The organism is uncultured Rothia sp. (genome assembly GCF_963544205.1).
Taxonomy (GTDB): domain Bacteria; phylum Actinomycetota; class Actinomycetes; order Actinomycetales; family Micrococcaceae; genus Rothia.
In genome coordinates this window covers 78,979-103,835 of the sequence record NZ_CAUUDY010000007.1, presented here as the reverse complement: position 1 = coordinate 103,835, position 24,857 = coordinate 78,979, and the positions used below count along the sequence as shown (strand labels likewise).

The following is a 24,857-nucleotide window of genomic DNA, read 5'->3' as shown; positions in this document are numbered from 1 at the left end:
TAGGGTGCGGGCGCTTTTGTGACCCAAACACCACCGCGGAGGGGTATATTAACAAGGCGCTACACGGTGAGCATCATCGCAGCGACGCAATGCGAAACCCGCAGAGCACAACGAGGTACCACGTAACCTAGCGCCACCACGGTATAGACCAGACAGTATTTTCCGGCAGGGATGAAAGGAACGGCAGCGGCAATGAGCACGGCAGACCGCCACGAACCTGCGCACTCTCCGCAGGACACCGGCGCCACCATGGGCCCCGAAACCCAAATGCTCAACCTCAAAATCCTGCAGAATCTCGCGCAGAACAATATCTACCGCGATGAGGATTCCAAGGCAGGAATTCGTGCCCTCGAAAAGTCGCTCCTGGGGGAGGGGCGCCGCTACACTCCCGTACAGGCTGCCGAATACGCCGGAATCCCCCTGAAAACCGCACAGCGCATCTGGCACAACATGGGCTTCCCGACCATCGCCGAGCACGCGCCCTACTTCACTGAAACCGACGTGCAGATGCTCGCCGACCTGCAGAAGCTGGACGAATCCGGCGATATTCGCATGGAGTACGTAGCGTCCCTGGTGCGTGCCGAAGGCCAGCTGACCGACCGCACCGTCGCCTGGCAGATTGAGGCGCTGGTGCACAACATTATGGTCACCGAAAACCTTGACGATAATGATGCCCGCCGCAAGCTCCTTAAAGACTTCCCGCGCTACCTCGAGGTTCTCGAGCGCCTGGCGCTGTACGCATACCGCCGCCAGATGTACGCCGGAATCCTGCGCCTGGGATTGCGTGAGAACAATGTGACCACCTCCGGTCTATCCCGCCTACCCCTGGTACGCGGCGTGGGATTCGTGGATCTGGTCTCGTACACCTCCCTGGTGCGTAACCTGGACGCCGCGGCTCTTTCTCAGCTCATCAACCACTTTGAGCAGAGCTGTCTGGACGTCATCGCACCCCTGGGCGGTCGCATTATTAAGACTCTCGGTGACGAAGTTTTCTTCCTCACTGAAACCCCGGACGCTATCGCAGAAATTAGCCTGCGTCTCTCCGAAAAGATCGGTGCCGACCCGCAGCTGCCGGACTCCCGTGTCGCCTTCATTTGGGGCGAGGTTCTGGCGAACCGCGGTGACGTGTACGGATCCAGCGTGAACCTGGCTGCACGCCTGGTTTCCCTGGCTGAACCGGGTACCGTGCTGACCGATAATGAGACAGCAAACACGCTCCGACAGGTGGGAAATCGCTACAATCTCACCTCTCAGGGAACGCGAAACGTTAGAAGCTTTGGTAACGTAGACCCCGTGGCGGTGACTCGTCGCGTGAACTACACAATGGAGATAGACCTCTCATGACTGAACTGAAACTACGTACCGGTGGTGCAACGCACCGCGGCGCACATCGAGAAAATAACGAAGATTCGATGGTCGTCGCCGGTTCCCTTTGCGTGGTCGCGGACGGCATGGGAGGCCACGAGGCGGGAGAGGTTGCTTCGCGCCTGTGCGTGCGTCAGCTCGCCTACTCGCCCTTCTTCACCATGCCCGGTGGCCGTAGCGAAGAGGAACAGCAGGCTTACCTTGACCGCCTCGCAGCTATCGACGAGGAAGATCCCGCCAAGCGCCGCCGCCGCGCAAACACCCTGCTCAATAACGAGATTGTGGGCACCCTCAACCGCCTGCACGATATCATTGGTGAAACCAACGAGGAGATTAAGCAGGCGCTGTCCCGCTCCGGCGGTACGACCGTAACCGGTGCCTGGCTGACCCGCATCGGCGACCGTAACCTGTGGGTTGTTTTCAACGTGGGTGACTCCCGAACCTACCGTCTGCTGCGTGAGGAAGAAGGCATTCACCACTCCGCAATGGAGAAGCTGCCCGGCTCCGAGGGTTCTGCCTCGCTCGAGCAGGTCACTAGTGACCATTCCGAGGTGCAGTACCTGGTGGACGAGGGTCAGATTACTGCCCTGGAGGCGCTGACCCACCCGCGCCGCAACGTGATTACCCGTGCGCTGGGTACCGGCAACTACTGGGAGCCGGACTTCTGGGTTCTGCCCGCCCGCGCCGGTGACCGCCTGATGCTCTGCTCTGATGGTCTTTCCTGTGAGCTGTCGCACGAGTACATGGCGCGCGTGCTCACCTCGATTCGCCACCCGCAGGATGCTGCTGACGTTCTTCAGCACGAGGCGCTGCGTTCGGGCGGCCGCGACAACATTACGGTGATTGTTGCTGACGCTGTCGAGGCCTAAACTCGAAGCCTAAACTTCATACTTTATGATTCACCCCCGTTTTCTTCGGACGCTCGGTTGAGCGCCTGCAGGAGGCGGGGGTGAACTGTATCTGCGTTCAGCGCTGCTGAGATGAGAGACGAAGAATATGCGCTCGCGGACTTCGGCAATATGACGAGCGATAGGGGAGCGGGGCGGCAAAAACGTTAAACTGGACGGGTGACTGAGAACAACACCACCCAGCAGACTGCCCCCGCCGAGACTCGAGCAGAGAGCCCCGCAGACAGCTCCGCGGAGATTACCGAAGCCCTGCGCGCCGAGTACGCGGAACTAACCGATAAGATTCGTGCCGCACGCCGTGCCTACTACAACGAAGACGCCCCCTTCCTCTCCGACGCCGAGTACGATGCGCTCTACCGCCGCCTCGAAATCATTGAGGCGGAGCACCCGCTCATCATTGCCAACGACTCGCCCACCCAGGAGGTCGGCGGCGAAGCCATCGAGGCCTTCGCGCCCGTCACCCACCTGGAACGCATGTACTCCCTCGAGGACGTCTTCTCCTTCGAGGAGCTGCGCACCTGGCTGACCAAGACCGAAGAGAGCACCCGCAACCTTACCGGCAGTGCACCGCAGTGGCTGACCGAGCTGAAAATTGACGGCCTCGCCGTGAACCTGCTTTACCGCAACGGCACCCTCGTGCGCGCTGCAACCCGCGGCGACGGCACCACCGGCGAAGACGTCACCCACAACGTGCGCACTATCGCCAGCATCCCGCAGCAACTGAGCGGTGAGGGCCACCCCGAAGAAATCGAGATTCGCGGCGAGGTGTTCATCTCCTCCGCCGATTTTGAGAAGCTCAACGAGTCCATGATCGCCGCCGGCAAGAACCCCTTCGCGAACCCGCGTAACGCCGCGGCAGGCTCGCTGCGCCAGAAGGATGCGGCGATTACCGCCTCGCGCCCGCTGAGCATGTACGTGCACGGCATCGGTTCGCGCACCGGCCTGGATATTGCCACTCAGTACGAGACCTACGATCTGCTCGCTTCCTGGGGCCTGCCTGTGAGCCCCTACAGTGAGATTGCCGCCAACACCGAGGCGGTGTTCGACTTCATTAATAAGTACGGCGAGCAGCGCCACTCCCTGGTGCACGAAATCGACGGCATCGTTATTAAGGTCAACGACTTCGCGACCCAGGCTCAGCTGGGCTACACCTCCCGCGTGCCGCGCTGGGCGGTGGCGTACAAGTACCCGCCCGAAGAGGTGCACACCAAGTTGCTGGATATTCGCGTGGATGTGGGACGCACCGGCCGCGTGACCCCCTACGGTGTTATGGAGCCCGTGTTCGTCTCCGGCTCGACCGTCGAACGCGCGACCCTGCACAACCAGGACGTGGTCAAAGCTAAGGGCGTGCTCATCGGCGACACCGTGGTGCTGCGCAAGGCAGGCGACGTGATCCCCGAGATCGTCGCCCCCGTGGTTGCCCTACGTGACGGCACCGAACGAGAGTTCGTCATGCCCAGCGAATGCCCCTCCTGCGGTTCGCCCCTTGCCCCCGGTAAGGAAGGCGATGTGGACCTGCGCTGCACGAACCCGCGCTCCTGCCCGGCGCAGCTGACCGAGCGCGTGTACTATGCGGCAAGCCGCGGCGCCTTCGACATTGAGGCGCTCGGCTTTGAAGCAGCAAAGGCACTCACCAGCCCCGCAACCCCGGATACCCCTCCGCTAACGACCGAGGCGCACCTGTTCAGCCTCAACATTGAGGACCTGCGCGAGGTCACCATCGAACGTGAGAAGAAGGTCAAGGGTGTGGGCACCGGAAAGATGGAGCGCGTGCCCTACTTCTACACCAAGCCGACCAAGGCACGCCCCGAGCCGAAGCCCACGAAGAATACGCTGAACCTCTTCGCCGAGCTGGAGAAGGCAAAACAGCAGCCGCTGTGGCGCGTGCTGGTTGCCCTCTCGATTCGCCACGTGGGCCCGACCGCTGCCCGCGCGCTCGCCGCGGAGTTCGGTTCGATGCAGGCGATCCGCGAGGCTGACCGTGAACGCCTTGCCGCTGTGGACGGTGTGGGCACCACGATTGCCGACTCGATTATTGAGTGGTTTGCTGAGGACTGGCACGCTGAGGTGGTGGACTCCTGGGCTGCCGCCGGTGTGCGCATGGAAGATACTCGTGACGAGTCCGTGGCGCGTACCTTGGAGGGCATGACCGTGGTTGTGACCGGCACGCTGAACGGTTACACCCGTGACGGCGCGAAGGAAGCCATTATTTCTCGAGGCGGTAAGGCATCCGGCTCGGTGTCTAAGAGGACCCACTTTGTGGTTGCTGGCGCGAACGCCGGCTCGAAGCTGGATAAGGCTCAGCAGCTGGGCCTGAAGGTACTGGATGAGGAGGGCTTCACTGCCCTGCTCGAGGGTGGCCCGGAGGCTGTTGAGGCTACCGCCGAGTAGACCCGGTAGTGGGGGCACCTGAATCTGACCCCTGCAATATATAGAGCATTCAGGCTCTGGAGTGCGTGCTTCAGGGTCTGAATGCCAATTTCTGGCATTTATAATTACCACAGCTTTTAAGGCGGAAGCGCCTTAAAACACTCCCAAAGCGAAGAAATATTTAAAAAATATTTACACGCTGTTCAAAACCCTTAAAGGTGGCGCCCATCAACCCCGAATCGGAAAACTCGGCGGGGGAGCGCATCCGATTTAAACCCCTAGAAAACCCCGAAATTCCGGGGTGAAACCCTTAAGGCGCGCGGGGCTCAAGGTCTTAAATAATGTTTCCTGCACTTTTAACCTGGAAGAACCCTGGGAGAACCCGGGACGTTCGCTGTGAACTTGAAATCGGGTTGGAATCATAAAAAACCTCGGCTATCTTTGAGACCAGATGGATTCTCGCAAGAGAATCACCTGTGTGGTTTCAAGCTTGGAATGCTTGAAACGATGCCCGGTTCTACCGCACGTCCCCATCGAGGAAGTGCCACCCGGATTCCGCACATAAGTGCAGAATCGCTCACGGTGACATGAAATCGGTGGAGAGCCGCTCACATGGTAGAGCCAGAATATGAGTAACCTACTTCGTTATCAAAGGGTGAGCGGCGGCGCGCTAGAGTTCCGGGGACGGAACGAGCGGGGACGGCCCCAAGGAGCATTATGAAGAACACTTCCATTCGTCGTACCGCAGCAGCTCTCGCCATCGGTGGCGCTGTAGCAGCTACCATGTCGATGCCCGCTGCAAACGCAGTAGACGGTGCTACCTGGGACGCACTGGCACAGTGCGAGTCCGGTGGCAACTGGTCCATCAACACCGGTAACGGCTTCTACGGCGGTCTGCAGTTCACCCAGCAGTCCTGGAACGGCGTCGGCATGTCCGGCTCCCCCGCGACCGCTACCCGTGCACAGCAGATCGAGGCTGGCGAGCGTCTGCTCGCTATCCAGGGCTGGGGCGCATGGCCCGCATGCTCCGCTAAGCTTGGCCTCTACGGCAAGACCGGCGCAGCTCCCACCTACACCGAGCCCACCACCACCGTGGCTGCACAGTCGCAGACCCAGCAGACCTACACCGCTCCCGCGGCACAGGCTGCACCCGCAGCTCCTGCAGCTCAGGCTGCACCCGCAGCAGTTGAGGCACCCGCAGCAGCTCCCGCTGCACCGGTAGCACCCGCTGCACCCGCAGTTGAGGCTCCCGCAGCTCCCGCAGCAGCACCGGCAGTTGAGGCTCCCGTAGCAGCAGCTCCCAAGGCAGCGGCAGGCACCTACACCGTGGTTCCCGGTGACTCCCTCTCGCTGATCGCTGCAAAGCTCGGCGTTGCAGGCGGCTACCAGGCAATCGCAGCTGCGAACACCGACATCATCTACAACGTTGACCTGATCTTCCCCGGCCAGGTTCTGACCATCCCCGCCTAAGGATTAACCCTCAAGCGTAACGTGGACACGTTGTAGCCCAACGCCCCGCACCTCACACGAGGAGCGGGGCGTTGAGCATTTAACCCGAAAACAGGGGAGAAGAACACCGCCTGAACACGCAAACCAGCAGGTAAACCCTCCAACCCCCAATGAGACGGAAAACGCAACCTCCACTACACTAGAGAAGAGACAAGAAAACAAACTACGGGAGAACCATGTCTGCCATCACCTTTGAACAGGTAAAGCACCTGGCATCGCTGGCACTCATTGAGATGACCGATGAAGAACTCACCGCGATGGCGTCTGAGCTGGACGTCATCGTCGCATCCGTTGAGACCATGTCGCAGAAAGCAACTGCCGACATCCCCGCGACCAGCCACCCCATCCCCCTCGAGAACGTCTTCCGCGAAGACGTACCCGTCACCACCCTCACCCAGGAAGAGGCGCTCTCCGGCGCCCCCGACGCACAGGACGGCAAGTTCCGCGTGCCGGCAATCCTCGACGAAGACTAAGAGGAGAACAACCAAGTGAACGAACTGATCCAGCTCACCGCCGCAGAAGCAGCAGAAAAGCTCGCATCCGGCGAAATCACCTCCGTCGAGCTCACCCAGGCACACCTGGACCGCATCGCAGCCACTGACGGCGCGCCCCTAAGCGACAACCGAGCAGACGGCAAGAACGGCCTCAACGCCTTCCTGCACATCAACGCCGAAGAAGCACTCGCCACCGCAGCAGCAGTGGACGCAGACCGCGCAGCAGGCAAGGAACTGCCCCCGCTCGCAGGCGTACCCATCGCCGTCAAGGACCTCATCGTCACCAAGGGCCAGCCCACCACCGCAGCATCGTGCATGCTCGAAGGCTGGATGAGCCCCTACGACGGCACCGTCACCCGCAAGGTCCGCGAAGCACGCATGCCCATCCTCGGCAAGACCAACCTTGACGAATTCGCAATGGGCTCCTCCAACGAGCACTCCGCATTCGGCGTAGTCCGCAACCCCTGGGCACTCGACCGCGCACCCGGCGGCTCCGGCGGCGGCTCCGCAGCAGCCGTCACCGCCTTCCAGGCACCCCTGGCGCTCGGCACCGACACCGGCGGCTCCATCCGCCAGCCCGCAGCACTGACCGGTAGCGTCGGCGTTAAGCCCACCTACGGCTCCGTCTCCCGTTACGGCGTCATCGCCATGGCATCCTCCCTCGACCAGGTAGGCCCCGTCGCACGCACCGTCCTGGACACCGCACTGCTCCACGAAGCAATCGCAGGCCACGACCCGCTCGACGCAACCTCCCTGCCCGATGAGCCCGGCAACTTCGTTGAAGAAGCCAAGGCAGGTGCCGAAGCCGCACGCAAGGGCGACCTGTCCGGCCTGCGCATCGGCGTCATCAAGGAACTTGGCGGCGGCGACGGCGAAGGCTTCGAAGCAGGCGTCCTCGCACGCTTCCGCGAATCCGTCGAAGAGCTGCGTGCCGCAGGTGCAGAGATCATCGAGGTCTCCCTGCCCTCCGTTACCGAAGCCATCAGCGCCTACTACATGATCATGTCCTCCGAGGTGTCCTCCAACCTGGCACGCTACGACGGCGTCCGCTACGGCCTGCGCGTCGTACCCGAAGACGGCCCCGTCACCATCGAACGCGTCATGTCCGCAACCCGCTCCGCAGGTTTCGGCCACGAGGTCAAGCGCCGCATCATCCTCGGCACCTACGCACTGTCCGCAGGTAACTTCGACGCCTACTACGGCGCCGCACTGCGCGTACGTACCCTCATCCAGCGCGACTACGCGGCAGCATTCGAAAAGTGCGACGTACTCATCTCCCCGACCGCGCCCTCCACCGCGTTCAAGCTCGGCGAGAAGACCGAAGGCGACCCCATGGCAATGTACCTGGGCGACGTCGCAACCGTGCCCGTCAACCTGGCAGGCGTCCCGGCGCTCTCCCTGCCCGGCGGCCTCTCCGAAGAGAACAACCTGCCCGTCGGCATCCAGTTCACCGCACCCGCACGCGAAGACGCACGCCTCTACCGCGTCGGCGCAGCACTGGAAGAACTGCTCACCGCAAAATGGGGCGCACCGCTCTACAAGAGCCTGCCCGACACCGAAACTCTGATCCGCGACTTTGACTTTGGGGGAACCAAGTAATGAGTGAAGAAGTCCTCAGCTTCGAAGAAGCCATCGAAAAGTACGACCCGGTCCTCGGCTTCGAGGTGCACGTCGAACTCAACACCAAGACCAAGATGTTCGACTCCGCACCCAACGAGTTCGGCGACGAACCCAACACCAACATCACCCCCGTATCGCTCGGCCTGCCCGGCGCGCTGCCCATGGTGAACAAGACCGCTGTTGAGTCCGCCATCAAGCTCGGCCTGGCACTGGGCTGCGACATCGCAGACAAGTCCTACTTCGCCCGCAAGAACTACTTCTACCCGGACTCTCCGAAGAACTTCCAGACCTCCCAGGCTGGCGGCCCCATCGCGGAAAATGGCTCCCTGGACGTTGAGCTCGAAGACGGCACCATCTTCACCGTCGAAATTGAGCGCGCCCACATGGAAGAAGACGCAGGCAAGCTCACCCACGTCGGTGGCGCAGACGGCCGAATTCAGGGTGCAACCTCCTCCCTGGTCGACTACAACCGCGCAGGCGTGCCCCTGATCGAGATCGTCACCCGACCCATCGTCGGTGCCGGCGAGCGCGCACCCGAACTGGCACGCGCCTACGTTGCCGCAATCCGCGACATCGTCCGCTCCCTCGGCATCTCCGACGCCCGTATGGAACGCGGTAACGTCCGATGCGACGCCAACGTCTCCCTCATGCCCAAGGGCGCAGAGAAGTTCGGCACCCGCTCCGAAACCAAGAACGTGAACTCCCTCCGTTCCGTTGAGCGCGCCGTCCGCTACGAGATCCGCCGCCACGCAGCGATCCTCGAACGCGGCGAAAAGGTCACCCAGGAGACCCGCCACTGGCACGAAGACACCCGCGAAACCTCCTCGGGCCGCCCCAAGTCCGACGCTGACGACTACCGTTACTTCCCCGAACCGGACCTCGTACCGGTCGTCACCAACAGCGATTGGATTGAGCGTCTGCGCGCCGAACTGCCCGAACCCCCGGCAGAGCGCCGCCGCCGCCTCAAGAACGAATGGGGCTACTCCGACGAAGAGTTCCGCGACGTCGTCAACGCTGGCGCACTCGACGTCATCGAAGAGACCGTCGCCGCAGGCGCAACCGCAGCAGCAGCCCGCAAGTGGTGGATGGGCGAAATCGCCCGCCGCGCAAAGCAGGCTGAAGTTGAGCTCACCGCCCTCGGCGTGGAGCCCGCAACCGTGGTCGCCCTCGAAGCGCTCATCTCCGAAGGAAAGATTAACGACAAGATCGCCCGCCAGGTGCTCGAGTTCGTCCTCGCCGGTGAAGGAACCCCCGCCGAAATCGTTGAGGCACGCGGCCTCGCCGTTGTCTCCGACGACGGTGCGCTCACCGCAGCTGTCCAGGAAGCACTGGCAGCAATGCCCGACGTTGCCGACAAGATTCGTGCCGGCAAGGTTCAGGCTGCTGGCGCTATCGTCGGTCAGGTCATGAAGGCTACCCGCGGTCAGGCTGACGCCGCCCGCGTGCGTGAGCTGATCCTGGCTGAGTGCGGCGTGGAAGGCTAAGCTTTTCCGCTGATCCGGCTCTAGCGAAAGAGGCGCTGTCTCCCGTGTGGGAGACGGCGCCTCTTGCGCTCTCTAAAGTCCGTGACTGGTTCCGTATGGCTCTGCACGGTTGCTTCCGCTTGGAAAGGCGGTTATCGTCCTCGTTCCTATAGGTAGGGGGGTGGGTACGCTATACCCTTCCTCCGCTCCTGCAGGGGAACCCACCCTCTCGGGCGCTCCGCTCTCTCCTTGCTTCGCTGCGGAGAGCACCCGAGAGGGTACCCTGATGTCGCTTCCGGAGGGTATAGCTACCCCGCTCCGGCTAGGCTTGGTGCGTCGTGTGGAGGGGCGGTGTCGTCCGTAGTGACATCAGGGTGCCCGAAGCGAAGCGAGGGCGGGTGCCCCTGTAGGAACGAGGACGAACACCGTCCCCCCCCCGCGTAGCGCAACGTGCTGAAACGAAGAACGCTCCGTCCGTATCACTTGGATACAGACGGAGCGTTCTATTTAAGAGATGAGTTACTCAGTAACGCCGAGGTTGGTCAGCAGGAACGCGTAATCCCAGGCAATTTCACGCCAACGCGTATACCGGCCGGAACCACCACCGTGACCGCCCGACATGTCAATCTTCAGCAGCGGCACCGGCGACGACGGGTCAATCTGCTCACGCAGTGCCGCAACCCACTTGGCGGGCTCCACGTAGAGCACGCGCGTGTCGTGCAGGCTCGTCACCGCAGCAATCGCCGGGTAGCGGACCGGGCGGATGTTCTCGTACGGGGTGTACGACTTCATGTAGGCGTAGACCTCGGGGTCCTCAATCGGGTTGCCCCACTCTTCCCACTCCATCGCCGATAGCGGCAGCTCCGGGTCGAGGATGGTGGTCAACGCATCCACGAACGGTACGGCGGCCAGGCAGGCGGCGTACTTTTCGGGGGCGAGGTTCAGCACAGCGCCCATGAGCAGGCCGCCCGCGCTACCGCCGTAGCAGCCGATACGCGCCTCATCAGCCCACGGCTTCGCCGCAATGTAGCTGGTGACGTCCACGAAGTCGGTGAAGGTGTTCTTCTTCGACAGCTTCTTGCCGTTCTGGTACCAGGAGCGGCCCATCTCGCCGCCGCCGCGAATGTGCGCGATGACGTAGATGACGCCGCGGTCCAGGATCGACAGCATCGGGATAGAGAACATCGGGTCCATGGACGACTCGTACGAGCCGTAACCGTACTGGATGACCGGGTGCGGCTTGCTCATGTCCAGGTCGGCGCGGTGAATCACGGAAATCGGGATGAGCGTGCCGTCCGCTGCGGGTGCCCAGTCGCGGTAGGCGCGGTAGTCCTCGCGGTTGTAGCCGCCCAGCACCGGGGTTTCACGGCGCAGCAGCAGGGTCTGCGACATGGGGAAGTAGTCGTAGACACGGCGCGGGGTCAGGTACGAGGTGTAGGCGATGCGCAGCACGGGGGAGTAGTTCTCCGCGCGCAGCACCGAGGCGGTGTACAGTTCCTCGTCGAAACCGGCCGGTTCCATGAAGGTCACGCCCGCGGGTCGGCGGCGGCGCCACTGGATGGGCAGCTGCTCACGCGGCGCCAGGAAGATGCGGGTGGTCGTGTCTGCGCGGGCGGTGACGACCAGGTGCGTTGCGGTAAAGGTGAAGCCCTCCAGGCGCACGTGCTCGCTGTGGCGGATGACCGGCACCCAACGCTGCGCGTACTCTTCGAGGCTTTCGCCCTCGCGCGGCATGTCGGCGAGGACCAGCTCGGAGTTCAGCGCATTGTAGTCGTGCTGAATCAGCAGGTGCTGCTCGCCGGCAATGTTGAGCGGCTCAGCGTAGTATTCGATGCCCGCGCTCTTGGGGATGAGCAGGGTCGGCTCGCCCTTGGGTTCGCGAGTGGGGACGATGCGCACCTCGGTGTACTCGGAGTTCGAGCTGGTGAGCACCACGGAGGAACGGTCGGAGCTCATAGCCGCCGAGAGCCACATGGTGTTGTCCGGCTCTTCGTAGATGAGGTGATCTTCGGTGCCCTGTCCGACGTCGTGCACATAGACACGCCAGGGACGCCAGGAGTCGTCGGGGACCACGTAGATGAGCTGCTCGGCGTGGTTGATGAAGAAGGAACCCGCCGCAATGTTGGGGATGGTGTCTTCGAGGAAAGTGCCGGTTTCCATGTTGAGGAAGCGCTGCTCGTAGCGTTCGTCGCCCTTCTCGTCCACGGAGATGCTCAGCAGCTTGCCGTTACGTGCCGGCTGGAAGCTGCCCAGGGAGAAGAACTCCATGTCCTTGGCGTATTCGTTGCAGTCGAGGATGACGACCTCACCCTCGAGCACCTCGCCGGGGGTGACGGTCGGCGGGGTGTAGCGCACCACCTCGTCGCCCTCGTGCAGGGCGGGGTAGCGGTAGAAGACGGGGTACTGGCCACCGGGCACCATACGGCTGTAGTACCACCAGTCACCGATACGGTTCGGGACGGTCAGATCCGACAGCAGGGTGCGGTTCTTAATCTCGTTGAAGATGGACTCGCGGAGGGGCTGCTGGTCTGCGGTGACAGCTTCGGTGTATTCGGCTTCTGCTTTGAGGTAGTTGAGGACCTCTTCGCTTTCCTTGTCGCGGAGCCATTCGTAGTGGTCGATGAAGACGTCGCCGTGGTGTTCGCGGCGGTGCTCGACCTTCTTCGGTACGGGCGGGGTGAGGTTCTGTTCAGCCATGCTGCCACCTCTTTCAATGAGTTATGGGTTTGTGAATGGTGTGTGCCGGAGGCGCCTGCCTCCTCTGCCGCCGGGGTGGCGGTGAGGGTGTGCGGGGGACTGTGGGCACGCCTAGTTCTAGTGTATCGAAGAGTGAGGGAGGCTACTATATTGCCGCCTGCGCGGGGTTGCCCGGCTCAGCCTGTGGAAGCCCCGCCGAAGTCTCACCGAAGCCTCGCCGCAACGTGCGCTTTCGGCGGCTAGTTGGCGCGTCCCTTAATGGACATGAGGGTGCGGCGGCCCGCCTTGTTTGCCTTCGTGAAGGCGCGGTTACTCTGCCGGTACTCGCGCTCCTGAGAGCGCAGGCGCAGGCGTGCAGATTCTGCCATCATCCTGCGGTAGCGTTCAAAACGTTCGGGGTCGAGGGAGCCGTCGGCGAGCGCCTGCTGCACCGCGCATCCGGGTTCGGAACCGTGGGAGCAGTCGCTGTACCGGCAGGAGGAGGCGTAGCTGGAAACGTCATCGAAGGTCTCATCAATGGCTGCGCTGTCGCTCGTGGCGGCGAGGGCTCGCACGCCCGGGGTGTCAATCAGCACCGTGCCAGCCGAAGATTCTGCACCGGAGTCTGCCTCACCGGGCAGAACAATCATTTGGCGGCTGGTGGTGGTGTGGCGTCCCTTGCCGTCGGCATCGCGAACCGCGGAGGTCGCCTGCACCCGGTTTTCTGAGCTGGCCTCGCGGGGGTCAACTCCGGGGTTGAGCAGGGCGTTGACCAGGGTAGATTTTCCGGCGCCGCTGCGGCCCAGGAACGCGGCGGTACGCCCTGCGACGAGCTCAGCCACCGGGGCAGGGTCGTAGCCGTTATCCGTGCAGACGATGAGCACCGCATCCACGCCGCTACCCAGGGATTCCTGATACCCGGCGAGCTGTTCTGCGGTTACCAGGTCACCCTTGGTGAGAATTAGCGCGACCTGCACCCCGGAAGCGTGCGCCAGAGCGGTGTAGCGTTCAATTCGCCCAATGGACGGCTCGGGGAAGCAGGGCTCAACGATGCAGAGCATATCCACGTTGGCGGCGACAGGCTGATCCGCGGATTCTCGGGTGGCGCTGGGTCGGGTGAGGTAGCTTCGCCGGGGCAGTATCGCGAGGGGTTTGTGCTCCGCGGGGTGGGCTGCACCGCCAGTTCCGGGGATGGGCTGGGTGAGTACCCAGTCACCCACGACGGGGTACTCTTCTTCGCCGTAGTCGTTCTCAACCGGACGCAGCGGAGCGGAAAGCTTAATGAGCTCACCCCGCTCGCAGGTCAGTAGCTCGCAGCGGGTGCGGTGTACGGCACTAACACGGGCGAGGGTAAAGTTTTCGAGGGTACCGCCGAGGGTGAACGCGGCGCGGATTGCCGCGCCCTGCCAGGAGGGGTCGAACCCTAGAGTCTCTAAGGTGTATGGAGCGGGAGCAATGGTCACAGGAATAGTCTTTCTTGGTTGCGGCGCCCGGATAGCGGGTGATTACAAGGTTCGTTCTTTTTCAGGGTTCACCGTTTACAACAGCGAGGCGCGGGCGCCGGCACGGATGCGGCGGGCGGCAAGGAAGGTTAGCCCCAGCCCGATAGCGGCGTAGAGTACTGCCAGGGCTGTGTCTGTCGCCAGGAGCGCGAAAAGCTCCGGCGCGGTGCCGTTCGCGATATCGCTAGAGGTATCTAAAGCCTGCACCAGCCGGGATCCGGGAACCCACGAACATACCCACGCAAGCCACGTCGGGTAGGTACTCACCGGCACAATCACGCCCGCGCTGACCGGCAGAACAATAGATAGAACGTTTGAGCCCGTGTACGGATCCGATAGGTACAGGCCCAAGCCGGCAGCAAAGATACCTAGGCAGACTCCGCCCAGAACCGCAACCGGCATCAGTAAGATGGTGCCAACTAAAAGCCCGGAACTTGCTCCCGCAGCGGAGGATGTGAGGGAGAGTAACCACACGATGCCCACATTGCTCAGACCCGTCACGGATGCCAGCAACGCGGGTACCGCCGCCGCACCGAGCCAGTAGCCAGCATCCACCGGGCGAGCCGTACACACGTACTCGAAGACGCCAATCCACCGGTCTGTGGCAACGCGCGCAACAATACCGGCTGCCACCGAACTGAGGGTGGCAATCAGAGCAGACGCGCAGCCGATGCGTACCGTATCGTTCGCGGCAAGATCAGCACCCAGAAGCACCGTGAAAAGCACGTTAAGACCGGGTACGAGAACCAGAGTCGTGATGGCCGTTCCGAGGGTCGCGAAGGTAATAGAAGATGACCAGCCAATAGAGGCGGTAGACAGTGCCCGACGCACCACGCCGGGCAGAGAATCAGTAGAGAGAACACGCACGCTACATCGCCCCCAGAGTTCCGCGACGACGGGCGGAGGCGAGAGCCTTCCGGGCAAAAAGGAAGGCACACAACGCCCAGATGAAGCTCACGACCAGGGTCTGAATTACGGGCAGGAGTGCATCCGTCGGGGTAGTGATGGCGGTACGCCCAAGTAGGAGGTGAACCGGCGCCTGCAGGGGAATGAGCACGCCCGCAGCATCCAGCCAGGCGGGCGCTTCAATGGTCGTGAAGAGAACCCCGGAAAGAATAAAAACCGGCACGAGCAACAGCTCCTCGTAGGCGATAGCGTTCGGCGTGGCCACGAAGAATACCGCAATCATGAACGTGACCGACAGGCACGCAAGCCACAGCAGGGGAACGCCCAGAACGTAGCGCGGCCAGAGTGCTGAAAAATCCGTGACCTGCGGGTTAAGCGTCACAAGAGCCCAGATGAGCCACGACAGGGGCAAAGCCGCCATACCCACAATGGAGGCGCTCGAAACGATAGCCGCCAGCACCCGCACCGGAGAAATCGACCCCGAACACAGGTACACGAGGGTCCCACGGAAACGCTCGAAATTGATGATGCCCGCAGACACGATGCAGACCGACCACATGCCCACAATGCCCGCGCGGGTCCACGCGAGGGTCGGGTCAACGGAGTGACCCGCGGAGCTCTGCGCCGCCGCATGCACGGCGAGCGCCTGAAGGATGACCGAGCCGAGTACCGTACTGATGAGCAGCTGAATGAAGTAGGGGACCGTCAGGAACTGGCGCAGGCTAAAGCCCATGAGTCGCAGTTGGCGGGCGCACTCCTGCCACAGGTCGTACCGTCGACCCTGCCGCTGGAACTCTTCCGAGCGTTGCGTCTGAGCGTTCATCGCTTGAGCCCCTCCGCCATCGCCAGGTAGGCCTCCTCCAGGGTTGCCGGGCGCGTGTACGGCTCGGTTCGTGCCCCGATATTCGCCGCGGCAAGCCCCTCCGCCAGGATGCGGTGCGCCTCACCCGCCTCGAACGTGGTGCGCTCGCCGTGCCAGTAGAGGGTCAGCTCCCAGCCGGAACCGCGCGGGGCAAAAAGTACTGTCGCCCGATCGCCAAGGAAGCTACGCAGCGCATCGAGACCCTCGGTGGCGGTGGCTTCAACCTGCACCACGGTCGTGGCGGCAATACCGGCGTGAGCGGCAACGTCCTCGAGGGTGCCGCTCACGGCGACAGAATCGGCACCCAAAACGGTGATGGTATGCGCCAGGTCCTCGATTTCGCCCAGCAAGTGACTCGTCAGCAGGACGGCGGCGCCGTCCTCCGCGAGGGAGCGGATGAGGGTTCGAACGGTCAGGGCGATATCGGGGTCGAGCCCGTTGGTCGGCTCATCCAGCAGGAGCAGGGAAGGGGAACCGAGCAATGCCCTGGCGATGTGTAGGCGCTGCTTCATGCCGCGAGAAAACTCCTGGACAGGCCGCGTCGCAGCGTCGGAGAGTTCCACGCGGGCTAGGGCATGCTCCACCTCGTGTCGTCGAGCTCGCCCGGAAACCCCCGCAACATCGGCGAAGAACAGCAGGTTATCGCGGGCACTGGCGCGCGGGTAGAAGCCGTTCTCCCCGCCGAGGGCGAGGCCCACGTGACGGCGTGCCCGCTGCGGGTGAGCGATGGCATCAACGCCATTCACGGTGAGGCTACCGCCGGTGGGAGTCAGCAGGGTCGAGCACATTTGCACGGTCGTCGTTTTGCCCGCGCCGTTGGGACCGAGGAGGGCGTGAATCTCGCCGGAGCTAACGCGAAGCGAAACCCGGTCGACGGCGGTAAAGGCGTTTTCACCTTTGCCAAAGACGCGGCTGAGCTGCGCGGCGTCAAGAACAAGAGACATGGTAGGTAACCTTCGGGTATGACCCTCTGGCCCCTATACCGGAGGGATGCTGTGCAGGATAAACGGCGTAGTGAGCCGCGCCCTGCGCGAGTGTATGTGTAGTCAGTGTTGTAGTCTCAGTGTACCGAAAAGCGCGGATAAAAGTGATGGGGGTTACTGCATGTGGAAGGGTGTCCTCCAAACCCCTCGATTGCCACCCGGTATTGTTGCCAACGTTTTGTTGCAGGCGGGTTTTTGTTACGGACGTTAAAAAACGTCATCTTTGCAATGAAACGTCTTAAAGTGCCGCGCACCCACAAAACCCTTGACCCCGCCCCGTGCCCTGTGACACTCTAAATAACAGGTCAAGAGCGCCAGCGACAAGCCCCAGCTAGCTGGCCGGCAACCCTCCTCCGCGGTGGGGTGCCCTGGGTGAAGACCGGGCGGCACGCACAAGCGTGACGCAAGCGCGGGACCGATGTGACCGAATTCGGTACATCAATCGTGACAGGATTATTCGACGACGATTCCTGTACCGTCGGCATGCGGCCCCCTAAGAATCCCCATTAGGAGCCACGCATGAGCAACAACACTACCGTCCCGACTCCCGCCAACCCCGCAGGTTGGAAGTTCGAAACCCGCCAGATCCACGCAGGTCAGGCGCCGGATGCCGCAACGGGAGCTCGGGCACTACCCATCTACCAGACCACTTCCTTCGTCTTTGACAGCGCCGAGCAGGCAGCGAACCGTTTCGCTCTCGCCGAGCTGGGCCCCATTTACACTCGCCTCAACAACCCCACCCAGGAAGCTATCGAAAACCGTATCGCCTCCCTGGAAGGCGGCGTTGGCGCGCTGCTGCTGGCATCCGGTCAGGCAGCTATCACCTACGCAATCCTGAACATTGCCGGCGCCGGTGACCACGTGGTCGCCTCGCCCTCCGTGTACGGCGGCACCTACAACCTGCTCAAGTACACCCTCGCCGACCTCGGCATCGAAACCACCTTCGTTGAAGACCCGGACGACCTGGACGCATGGCGCGCCGCAGTCCGCCCCAACACCAAGCTCTTCTACGGCGAGTCCGTGCCAAACCCCCGCAACGACGTGCTCGACATTGAGCCCATCGCCAAGATTGCGCACGAAAACGGTGTGCCCCTGATCGTGGACAACACCGTACCCACCCCCTACCTGCTGCGCCCCATCGAGCACGGCGCGGACGTGGTGGTCCACTCCGCAACCAAGTACCTGGGTGGCCACGGCACCTCCATCGGCGGTGTGATTGTTGACTCCGGTAACTTCGACTACGGCGCAGACCCCGAGAAGTTCCCCAAGTTCAACCAGCCCGCCCCCGGCTACCACGGCCTGGTCTACGCACGCGACCTGGGCAAGGACTCCGCATTCGGTGCGAACCTCTCCTACATCCTGAAGGCGCGCGTCTCCTTGCTGCGCGACACCGGCGCCGCAATCTCCCCGACTAACGCCTTCAACATCGGCATCGGTCTGGAGACCCTCTCCCTGCGCATCGAACGCCACATTGAGAACGCCACTAAGGTCGCCCACTGGCTCGAAGCAAACCCGCAGGTCGACAGGGTTATCTGGGCTGGCGTGGAATCCTCCCCCTGGTACGAGCGCGCACAGAAGTACCTGCCCAAGGGCCCCGGCGCGGTGCTCGGCTTCACCCTCAAGGGCGCAACCCTGGAGCAGACCCGCGACTTCGTGGATGCACTGAAGCTGCACTCCAACGTGGCGAACATCGGTGACGTGCGCTCGCTCGTGATTCACCCCGCCTCCACCACCCACTCCCAGCTTTCCGCTGAAGAGCTGGAGAAGATTGGCGTGTACCCGAACTTCGTCCGCCTGGCGGTTGGTATTGAGAACATTGACGATATTCTCGCCGACCTGCAGCTGGGCTTCGACACCCTCTCCTAAACGGTGATGCAACCCGCAGGTGGACCGGAAAGACTACGGCTTTTCGGTCCACCTGCGGATTCCCCGTTACGGAGCATTTTGTGACTGAGCGGCGTTGATGCCGCCCAACCTGTTGCTTCTTCTACCCACAGACGAGTACCCCGCTCACACCCGGCACCACCTCGCCGGCCAACCCAGTGAAGGGAACCCCCATGACCGCCCAGAGCACTAGCCCCTCCGGCACCACGCTGTCCAGCTCCAAACAATCCGGCACTATCAACCAGCCTGTCACCGCGCCCATCCCCGTGGCTGGCACCCAGCGCGAGCATCCCGAAGCGCAAGGCTACCTGCGTCAGCTGAACATCGGCGACCTGGGGCTCGAATCCGGCGTGACTCTGCCGCAGGTCACCATCGGCTACGAAACCTGGGGTACTCTCAACGAGGCTGGCGATAACGCCATCCTGATTCTGCATGCGCTCACCGGTGATACGCACGTCTCCCGCGGCGTACCCACCCCCGACATGCCCGCCCCGCTGATTCGCGCTATCGAATCGGACGGCTGGTGGGAAGGCATCGTGGGCCCCGGCTCGGTCGTGGACACCAACCGCTACTTCGTGATTGCCCCCAATATTCTGGGTGGCTGCTACGGCTCGACCGGCCCGGCAAGCATTATTCCCGAAGGCTACCCGGGCGCCGGTGAGCACTGGGGCTCCCGCTTCCCGCAGGTAAGCATCCGCGACTCTGTGCGTGCGGAGGCGCACCTGGCTCGCGCCCTGGGCGTGACCAGCTTCCGCTACGTAATTGGTGGTTCCCTCGGTGGCGCTCGCGCCTTGGAGTGGGCGGCGACTAACCCCGAGCTGGTGCGCGGATGCGCGGTGATCGCCTCCGGTCCTTCGGCTACTGCCGAGCAGATTTCCTGGGCTCACACCCAGAACATTGCGATTCGTTCGGACGCGAACTTCGCCGGCGGCGACTACTACAACGGTCCCGCGCCGACTGCGGGTCTTGCCCTGGCGCGCCGTATTGCGCACACCACCTACCGTAGCCCCGCCGAGCTGGAGCACCGCTTCGGTCGCGAGGAGAACCGCGGCGAAAGCACCGTGGGTGGCTCCCTGGGTGAGCCGCGCGGTCGCTACGCCATCGAAAGCTACCTGGACCACCACGGCGCCAAGCTGGTTGAGCGTTTTGACGCGAACAGCTACCTGGCGGTTAACGAGGCACTGATTTCGCATGACGTGGCTCGTGGCCGCGGCACCCTCGCGCAGGCGCTGGCGCATACCGATTGCGAGTGGACCATTGCGGCGGTGAATACGGACCGCCTGTTCTTCCCGCACGAGTCGCACCGCCTCGCGGAGGCGTTGCCCACCCCGGTTACCGTGGACATTATTGAGTCGAACCACGGCCATGATGGCTTCCTCATTGAGGCGAAGCAGGTGGAGCGTATCCTGGCTCGTGCGCTGGGTGTTGAGGAGGGCTCTGTTACCCCGAGCGAGGCCCAGCGTGAGCGTGAGGCGCTGGATTCGATGACTCGCCTGTACGGCACGGTTAATCGCTAACTCAACCGGTGCCCGGGGCTTTACACGTATCCGCAGAATGTTGTTTTATCCAAACAGTAGGTGTGGGATTGTGTGCGAATAGTTGGGTATTCTCAACTACCCTTCCGCCCGCCGAGAATTAACCTTCACCCTAAAGGTTAGCTAAGGAGGCGCCGGGTGCTTGCGTAATGCGGGCACCCGGCGTTTCTTTGCACCTTCTCGAAGAGTGTTGTGCCAAGTCAGGGAATATTTTCCGGTTTTTCGGGTGCTTTTTGGTGCCTCCGCGAGATACCGCGGAAGTAGCCTCCTGTTGCACTGGAAGGTAAAGGTTCTCAGTTTGCTTTAGACCCGCTCTAACCCCATAGCATTAACGCTGTGGTAAGTATTCAAGAGGTAGCGGAGCAGTTGGGGGTGAGCACCCACGCCCTGCGCTATTACGAGAAAGAGGGGCTCATTGCGGTGCCCCGTGATGCTCACGGAACCCGTATTTTTGATGAGGAGTCTATCTCCGCAGCACGGTTTATTGCTACCTGCCGTCAGGCCGGCATGAGTCTTGCCGACATTCGTACAATCTTGGACAATCCGGATGATCACGCACTCTCCGTCGATGTGATGGAGCGCGCCCGCCGAAAGATTGAAAACGAGATTGCGGGGTTGCAGCAGAACCTTGAGCACCTGGATCGCCGTATTCAGGAGCACCGCAGTCACCTCGATGGCACCCGCTAGATAACCGTCTAATTTTCATGCAGGTATGCACGCCGACGCCCGGTATTTCCGCACAGGGAATCCGGGCGTCTTTTGTGCTCAGCTAATCATGCTCAGCTGCTCGTGTTCAACTACTCAGGCTCAGGCACGAGGTATCTTCACCCCGGAAGCCTACCCCCAAGTAGTTTTCTCCGGGTCAATACCGTGTGCACGAGCATTCTCGTAGATGACATCCCGCAACCATTTTGCGAGCCCGGTCGCGAGTTTCTCGTAGTGCGCCTTGAAACGGGCATCCTCAACGTAGCCGCGGGCTAGAATAGCGTGCTTGGCGGGGGTGACCTCAAAGAAGAAGAGGGAGGCGCGGTGCTGCTCGGCGAGCGCGTTCGCCTCCTCGCTGCCCGGCTGCACGCCGCGGTTGAACGCCTCGACGAGGGCGTGCTCCACCTCCTCAACCTGCTGTTTGCCGTTCTGCCAGTCGGCACGGTTCATCGTTGCAGTACGGCGCTGGTACTCGGCCCAGTCGTCAGTTTTTCCGTAACGCTCCTGCGCCTCCTGCTGGTGGGCTAGGCTGAATCCCTCGCCCATAATTTCTGCTTTTTCGGCAGCGCTGAGCTGCTCATTTTTAGGTGCCATAGTGTCCTCCAAAAGATGTTCGATGGTTTCAAGCATGCGCTTGTACGCGACGATTTTGCGTTGAAGCATATCCCGCTGAGCGAGTAGATGCTCGGTGCTGTTCGCTTCGTCCTGCAGTATGTTGTGAATGGCGTCAAGGCTCATGCCGGTGGCGCGGTACCCCATGATGACGGTGATTCGTTCAAGATCTGTATCTGTGTAGTATCGGTACCCGTTGAACTCATCGTGTGCCGGGTTGAGTAGGCCTCGTTGCTCCCAGTGGTGCAGGGTGCGGACTGTTAGCCCGTGCAATGATGCCGCTTCTCCTACGGTGTATTCGTGCTGCCCGTCAGGCGGTGTTCTGTTCGCGTCCATGGTTTCACTGTAGAACCTGACGTTAGGTGAGGGTCAAGTTAGCGGCGGAACCGGCGGTGCAGGTTTGTTGGGGAGTCCTCGCTAAGATGGGTTCATGAGCGAAAATAAATACGTCGTCGAATACACCCGCCCCGAGAACGAACGCGCGGGCACCCACCTGGTGCTCATGCTGCACGGCTACGGCTCCCAGGAACACGACCTGCTGTCCCTGGCGGCGCACCTTCCGCAGGAGGGCTTCACCTACGCCTCCATGCGCGCCCCGCAGCCGGTTGGCACCCAGTTCTCCGCGAACTCGACCGGCTCCTACATTGCTGCAGACGCTATCGGCTACCAGTGGTACCCGCTGAACCAGCAGCTCGAATCCGACCAGCGCGCCATCGAACAGGCGAGCGACTACGTGCTGGAGTGGGTGCGAGCAAACCGCGAACCGTACGCTTCGGTGACCCTGCTGGGCTTCTCGCAGGGTATGGGCGTCGCAACCTCGATGGTGCGTCACGCTCCCGGCGAGTTTGCCGCCATGGTGGGTCTGTCCGGCTACGCCGTGGACTCTGATTCGCCGTACTTCAAGGACGAGGAGCTGAAGAAGACCGAGCTTCCCGTGTTCTTCGGCCGCGACCAGGAAGACCCCGTCATCCCGCAGGAGATGGTGAACTACACCTACGACTGGATCCGCAAGTACACCGACGGCATCAAGGTGCTGTACGCCGGTGCGGGCCACGGCGTGAGTGCCATGGAGATTCGCCATGTGGGCGAGTTCCTGGAGGTGAAGGTGCAGGGTAAGGAGCCGCGTATTCGTGCGCAGAAGGTTGCGGAGGCGACCGGCACCGCCGACGGCTCCGACGCCTAAATCGACATATGGAAAGCCCCCGGGTCATCAACTCGGGGGCTTTACGTTTAGCTTTTGCGTCCGCTTGGGATGCGTGGCTCAGTTTAGACTCCGCACGGAAAGCGGTATTCGTCCTCGTTCCTGCAGGGCTGGGTGGGTGGGTACGCTATACCCTTCCTCCGCTCCTGCAGGGGCACCCGCCGCACCCGGACGCTCCGCTCTTCCTCGCTTCGCTGCGGAGAGCGTCCGGGGCGGCACCCTGATGTCGCTTCCGGAGGGTATAGCTACCCCGCTCCGGCTAGGCGTCGCGCGTCGTGTGGAGGGGCGGTGTCGTCCGTAGTGACATCAGGGTGCCCGAAGCGAAGCGAGGGCGGGTTCCCTGTAGGAACGAGGACGAGCATCGTCCCTCACTCTAACGCCCTATCTCAAACGGAGTAACGGGTCGGACTAGTCCTCGTGCGCAACCTTCACGGTCACGCCGTTAAAGCTGACGGTGTCGCCGGGGTGCAGCTGCTTGCCGCGTGCTTCTTCAATGTCGCCGTTGACCTTTACCAGGCCGTGCTGAATGACCTCGCGTGCCTGCGCGCCGTCCTCTACGAGGTTGGCGAGCTTGAGGAACTGGCCGAGGCGGATCATGTCGTCGCGAATAAAAATTTCTTCCATGCCTTCTAGTTTATCCCGCCGGGTGCATCCTAGCTTCCAGAGATTTGGGGGAGTGGTGAGCCGGGGAGGCATACCCAGGGATGGGTTGGTGATGGTACCCTAGTGTCTTGCATCAAAAAGTGTGCATATTGCGCCGATGAGCGCGAATACGGGCACCCCGTTCTGGGTTGCGTCCCTTATCAACCCGAACTCACGCACGTCACAGCCGGTGGCGGGGCAGAAGGAGTAACTATGGCTGAAAAGTCCACCCTCGATAACGTTATTGCGCTCGCGAAGCGCCGCGGCTTTGTTTTCCAGGCCGGTGAAATTTACGGCGGTTCCCGCTCCGCATGGGACTACGGCCCCCTCGGTGCAGAGCTGAAGGAAAACATCCGCCAGCAGTGGTGGCAGCGTTTTGTCCGCTCCCGTGCGGACATGGTCGGCCTGGACTCCTCCGTTATTCTGCCCCGTGCAGTGTGGGAAGCATCCGGTCACGTGGCGACCTTCACCGACCCTCTGGTTGAGTGCCTGTCCTGCCACAAGCGTCTGCGTCAGGATCACCTGCTGGAGAACTTTGAGGCGAAGAAGGGCCGCGCAGCTGAGGGCATGAGCGAGATTGCCTGCCCGAACTGTGGCACCCGTGGTGAGTGGACCGAGCCGCAGAACTTCTCCGGTCTGATGAAGACCTACCTGGGCCCGGTCGACAACGAGGAGGGCCTGCACTTCCTGCGCCCGGAGACTGCTCAGGGTATTTTCGTGAACTTCAACAACGTGGTGACTGCATCCCGTAAGCGCCCGCCGTTCGGTATTGGCCAGATCGGTAAGTCGTTCCGTAACGAGATCACTCCCGGTAACTTCATCTTCCGTACCCGCGAGTTCGAGCAGATGGAAATCGAGTACTTCGTGCACCCGGACGACGCTGACAAGTACTTCAACGAGTGGGTTGAGGACTGCTGGAACTGGTTCGTAGACCTGGGTATTAACCCGGACAACATGCGCCGCTTCGACGTCCCCAAGGAAGAGCGTGCACACTACTCGGCTGGCACCATCGACGTTGAGTACCGCTTCGGCTTCCAGGGTTCCGAGTGGGGCGAGCTGATGGGTGTTGCGAACCGTACCGACTACGACCTGGGCGTTCACAACAAGCACTCCAACGCGAAGCTTGAGTACTTCGACCAGGCTACCGGCGAGCGTTACGTGCCGTACGTGATTGAGCCGTCCTTCGGTCTGACCCGCTCCATGATGGCGTTCCTCGTCGACGCATACGTCGAGGACGAGGCACCCAACACCAAGGGTGGCGTGGACAAGCGCGTCGTGCTGAAGCTTGACCCGCGCCTGGCACCGGTCAAGGCTGCTGTTCTGCCGCTGTCGAAGAAGGCTGAACTGTCTGAGCCGGCGACCAAGCTGGCGAACGAGCTGCGCGGCCTGTGGAACGTGGACTACGACGAGGCGGGCGCTATTGGTCGCCGTTACCGCCGCCAGGATGAGATCGGTACTCCGTTCTGCATCACCGTGGACTTCGATACTCTCGAGGACCAGGCTGTGACCATCCGCGAGCGTGACACCATGAACCAGGAGCGTGTGGCTCTGGATCAGGTGAAGTCCTACCTGGCAGCACGCCTGGCAGGCTAAAAATATTCATCACATGGTCGGCGGGTA

Annotated in this window: 19 protein-coding genes and 1 riboswitch; of the genes, 12 read left to right on the top strand and 7 right to left on the bottom strand. The window is 62.2% G+C overall.

Going from position 1 to position 24,857, the window contains the following annotated elements; all coding sequences use genetic code 11:
* Nucleotides 1-192 precede the first annotated feature (192 nt).
* The 7 genes from RWZ58_RS05410 to gatB all read left to right on the top strand — a co-directional run bounded on the left by RWZ58_RS05410 (nt 193) and on the right by gatB (nt 9,750).
* Nucleotides 193-1,344: an adenylate/guanylate cyclase domain-containing protein gene (locus RWZ58_RS05410; protein ID WP_314657919.1), complete on the top strand. Its 1,152-nt coding sequence runs from the start codon at nt 193-195 to the stop codon at nt 1,342-1,344.
* Nucleotides 1,341-2,234: a protein phosphatase 2C domain-containing protein gene (locus tag RWZ58_RS05405; RefSeq protein ID WP_314657918.1), complete on the top strand. Its 894-nt coding sequence runs from the start codon at nt 1,341-1,343 to the stop codon at nt 2,232-2,234. Before RWZ58_RS05410 ends, RWZ58_RS05405 begins: the two co-directional genes overlap by 4 nt.
* Before the next feature lie 198 nt (nt 2,235-2,432).
* On the top strand, nt 2,433-4,664 hold the full coding sequence (gene ligA, locus RWZ58_RS05400; protein WP_399549530.1) for an NAD-dependent DNA ligase LigA: 2,232 nt from the start codon (nt 2,433-2,435) through the stop codon (nt 4,662-4,664).
* A gap of 696 nt (nt 4,665-5,360) precedes the next feature.
* Nucleotides 5,361-6,113 carry a transglycosylase family protein gene (locus tag RWZ58_RS05395; RefSeq protein ID WP_294639889.1) on the top strand — a complete coding sequence of 251 codons (753 nt, stop codon included), beginning with the start codon at nt 5,361-5,363 and terminating at the stop codon, nt 6,111-6,113.
* Nucleotides 6,114-6,328: 215 nt separating this feature from the next.
* Nucleotides 6,329-6,625, top strand: a complete 297-nt coding sequence (gatC, locus tag RWZ58_RS05390; RefSeq protein WP_005507016.1) for an Asp-tRNA(Asn)/Glu-tRNA(Gln) amidotransferase subunit GatC — start codon at nt 6,329-6,331, stop codon at nt 6,623-6,625.
* Nucleotides 6,626-6,640: 15 nt separating this feature from the next.
* Nucleotides 6,641-8,245, top strand: coding sequence for an Asp-tRNA(Asn)/Glu-tRNA(Gln) amidotransferase subunit GatA (gatA, locus tag RWZ58_RS05385; RefSeq protein ID WP_314657917.1), 1,605 nt, complete (start codon nt 6,641-6,643; stop codon nt 8,243-8,245).
* Nucleotides 8,245-9,750: an Asp-tRNA(Asn)/Glu-tRNA(Gln) amidotransferase subunit GatB gene (gene gatB, locus RWZ58_RS05380; protein ID WP_314657916.1), complete on the top strand. Its 1,506-nt coding sequence runs from the start codon at nt 8,245-8,247 to the stop codon at nt 9,748-9,750. The genes gatA and gatB overlap by 1 nt, the downstream gene beginning before the upstream one ends.
* A 498-nt stretch (nt 9,751-10,248) precedes the next feature.
* Here gatB and RWZ58_RS05375 read toward each other — a convergent pair whose 3' ends face one another.
* The 5 genes from RWZ58_RS05375 to RWZ58_RS05355 all read right to left on the bottom strand — a co-directional run bounded on the left by RWZ58_RS05375 (nt 10,249) and on the right by RWZ58_RS05355 (nt 16,619).
* On the bottom strand, nt 10,249-12,426 hold the full coding sequence (locus tag RWZ58_RS05375; protein WP_314657915.1) for a S9 family peptidase: 2,178 nt from the start codon (nt 12,424-12,426) through the stop codon (nt 10,249-10,251).
* A 239-nt stretch (nt 12,427-12,665) separates the two neighbouring features.
* A complete protein-coding gene (gene rsgA, locus RWZ58_RS05370; protein WP_314657914.1) occupies nt 12,666-13,868 on the bottom strand; it encodes a ribosome small subunit-dependent GTPase A in 1,203 nt (400 codons plus the stop codon).
* 75 nt (nt 13,869-13,943) lie between these two features.
* The gene (locus tag RWZ58_RS05365) at nt 13,944-14,774 is read right to left on the bottom strand and encodes an ABC transporter (RefSeq protein WP_314657913.1); all 831 of its coding nucleotides are present in this window, start codon (nt 14,772-14,774) and stop codon (nt 13,944-13,946) included.
* Nucleotide 14,775: 1 nt separating this feature from the next.
* A complete protein-coding gene (locus RWZ58_RS05360) occupies nt 14,776-15,636 on the bottom strand; it encodes an ABC transporter permease (RefSeq protein ID WP_314657912.1) in 861 nt (286 codons plus the stop codon).
* On the bottom strand, nt 15,633-16,619 hold the full coding sequence (locus RWZ58_RS05355) for an ABC transporter ATP-binding protein (RefSeq protein WP_314657911.1): 987 nt from the start codon (nt 16,617-16,619) through the stop codon (nt 15,633-15,635). Before RWZ58_RS05355 ends, RWZ58_RS05360 begins: the two co-directional genes overlap by 4 nt.
* 342 nt (nt 16,620-16,961) lie before the next feature.
* Nucleotides 16,962-17,074, top strand: a riboswitch (SAM riboswitch).
* 103 nt (nt 17,075-17,177) lie between these two features.
* Between RWZ58_RS05355 and RWZ58_RS05350 the strand changes: the two genes are divergently transcribed.
* The 3 genes from RWZ58_RS05350 to RWZ58_RS05340 all read left to right on the top strand — a co-directional run bounded on the left by RWZ58_RS05350 (nt 17,178) and on the right by RWZ58_RS05340 (nt 20,764).
* Nucleotides 17,178-18,524, top strand: a complete 1,347-nt coding sequence (locus tag RWZ58_RS05350; protein ID WP_314657910.1) for a bifunctional o-acetylhomoserine/o-acetylserine sulfhydrylase — start codon at nt 17,178-17,180, stop codon at nt 18,522-18,524.
* 191 nt (nt 18,525-18,715) lie between these two features.
* The gene (locus RWZ58_RS05345; protein ID WP_314657909.1) at nt 18,716-20,059 is read left to right on the top strand and encodes a homoserine O-acetyltransferase; all 1,344 of its coding nucleotides are present in this window, start codon (nt 18,716-18,718) and stop codon (nt 20,057-20,059) included.
* A gap of 354 nt (nt 20,060-20,413) precedes the next feature.
* The gene (locus RWZ58_RS05340) at nt 20,414-20,764 is read left to right on the top strand and encodes a MerR family transcriptional regulator (RefSeq protein ID WP_012903963.1); all 351 of its coding nucleotides are present in this window, start codon (nt 20,414-20,416) and stop codon (nt 20,762-20,764) included.
* Nucleotides 20,765-20,914: 150 nt separating this feature from the next.
* On the opposite strand, the gene RWZ58_RS05335 is transcribed toward RWZ58_RS05340, so the two are convergent.
* Nucleotides 20,915-21,730, bottom strand: a complete 816-nt coding sequence (locus RWZ58_RS05335) for a MerR family transcriptional regulator (RefSeq protein WP_314657908.1) — start codon at nt 21,728-21,730, stop codon at nt 20,915-20,917.
* Nucleotides 21,731-21,824: 94 nt separating this feature from the next.
* Here RWZ58_RS05335 and RWZ58_RS05330 point away from each other — a divergent pair, with 94 nt between their 5' ends.
* Nucleotides 21,825-22,577 carry a dienelactone hydrolase family protein gene (locus RWZ58_RS05330; protein ID WP_314657907.1) on the top strand — a complete coding sequence of 251 codons (753 nt, stop codon included), beginning with the start codon at nt 21,825-21,827 and terminating at the stop codon, nt 22,575-22,577.
* Between the two features lie 426 nt (nt 22,578-23,003).
* Here the strand turns inward: RWZ58_RS05330 and RWZ58_RS05325 are convergent, their stop codons facing one another.
* Nucleotides 23,004-23,219, bottom strand: a complete 216-nt coding sequence (locus tag RWZ58_RS05325) for an RNA-binding S4 domain-containing protein (RefSeq protein ID WP_060823767.1) — start codon at nt 23,217-23,219, stop codon at nt 23,004-23,006.
* A 231-nt stretch (nt 23,220-23,450) separates the two neighbouring features.
* Here RWZ58_RS05325 and RWZ58_RS05320 point away from each other — a divergent pair, with 231 nt between their 5' ends.
* Nucleotides 23,451-24,830, top strand: a complete 1,380-nt coding sequence (locus tag RWZ58_RS05320) for a glycine--tRNA ligase (protein ID WP_314657906.1) — start codon at nt 23,451-23,453, stop codon at nt 24,828-24,830.
* Nucleotides 24,831-24,857: the final 27 nt, after the last annotated feature.

What these genes read in the sequence shown, in the direction of transcription:
- RWZ58_RS05410 (WP_314657919.1), top strand. Translation starts at nt 193, where the DNA reads ATGAGCACGGCAGACCGCCACGAACCTGCGCACTCTCCGCAGGACACC.
- RWZ58_RS05405 (WP_314657918.1), top strand. Translation starts at nt 1,341, where the DNA reads ATGACTGAACTGAAACTACGTACCGGTGGTGCAACGCACCGCGGCGCA.
- RWZ58_RS05395 (WP_294639889.1), top strand. Translation starts at nt 5,361, where the DNA reads ATGAAGAACACTTCCATTCGTCGTACCGCAGCAGCTCTCGCCATCGGT.
- gatC (WP_005507016.1), top strand. Translation starts at nt 6,329, where the DNA reads ATGTCTGCCATCACCTTTGAACAGGTAAAGCACCTGGCATCGCTGGCA.
- gatB (WP_314657916.1), top strand. Translation starts at nt 8,245, where the DNA reads ATGAGTGAAGAAGTCCTCAGCTTCGAAGAAGCCATCGAAAAGTACGAC.
- RWZ58_RS05375 (WP_314657915.1), bottom strand. Translation starts at nt 12,426, where the DNA reads ATGGCTGAACAGAACCTCACCCCGCCCGTACCGAAGAAGGTCGAGCAC.
- RWZ58_RS05360 (WP_314657912.1), bottom strand. Translation starts at nt 15,636, where the DNA reads ATGAACGCTCAGACGCAACGCTCGGAAGAGTTCCAGCGGCAGGGTCGA.
- RWZ58_RS05355 (WP_314657911.1), bottom strand. Translation starts at nt 16,619, where the DNA reads ATGTCTCTTGTTCTTGACGCCGCGCAGCTCAGCCGCGTCTTTGGCAAA.
- RWZ58_RS05350 (WP_314657910.1), top strand. Translation starts at nt 17,178, where the DNA reads ATGAGCAACAACACTACCGTCCCGACTCCCGCCAACCCCGCAGGTTGG.
- RWZ58_RS05345 (WP_314657909.1), top strand. Translation starts at nt 18,716, where the DNA reads ATGACCGCCCAGAGCACTAGCCCCTCCGGCACCACGCTGTCCAGCTCC.
- RWZ58_RS05335 (WP_314657908.1), bottom strand. Translation starts at nt 21,730, where the DNA reads ATGGACGCGAACAGAACACCGCCTGACGGGCAGCACGAATACACCGTA.
- RWZ58_RS05330 (WP_314657907.1), top strand. Translation starts at nt 21,825, where the DNA reads ATGAGCGAAAATAAATACGTCGTCGAATACACCCGCCCCGAGAACGAA.
- RWZ58_RS05325 (WP_060823767.1), bottom strand. Translation starts at nt 23,219, where the DNA reads ATGGAAGAAATTTTTATTCGCGACGACATGATCCGCCTCGGCCAGTTC.
- RWZ58_RS05320 (WP_314657906.1), top strand. Translation starts at nt 23,451, where the DNA reads ATGGCTGAAAAGTCCACCCTCGATAACGTTATTGCGCTCGCGAAGCGC.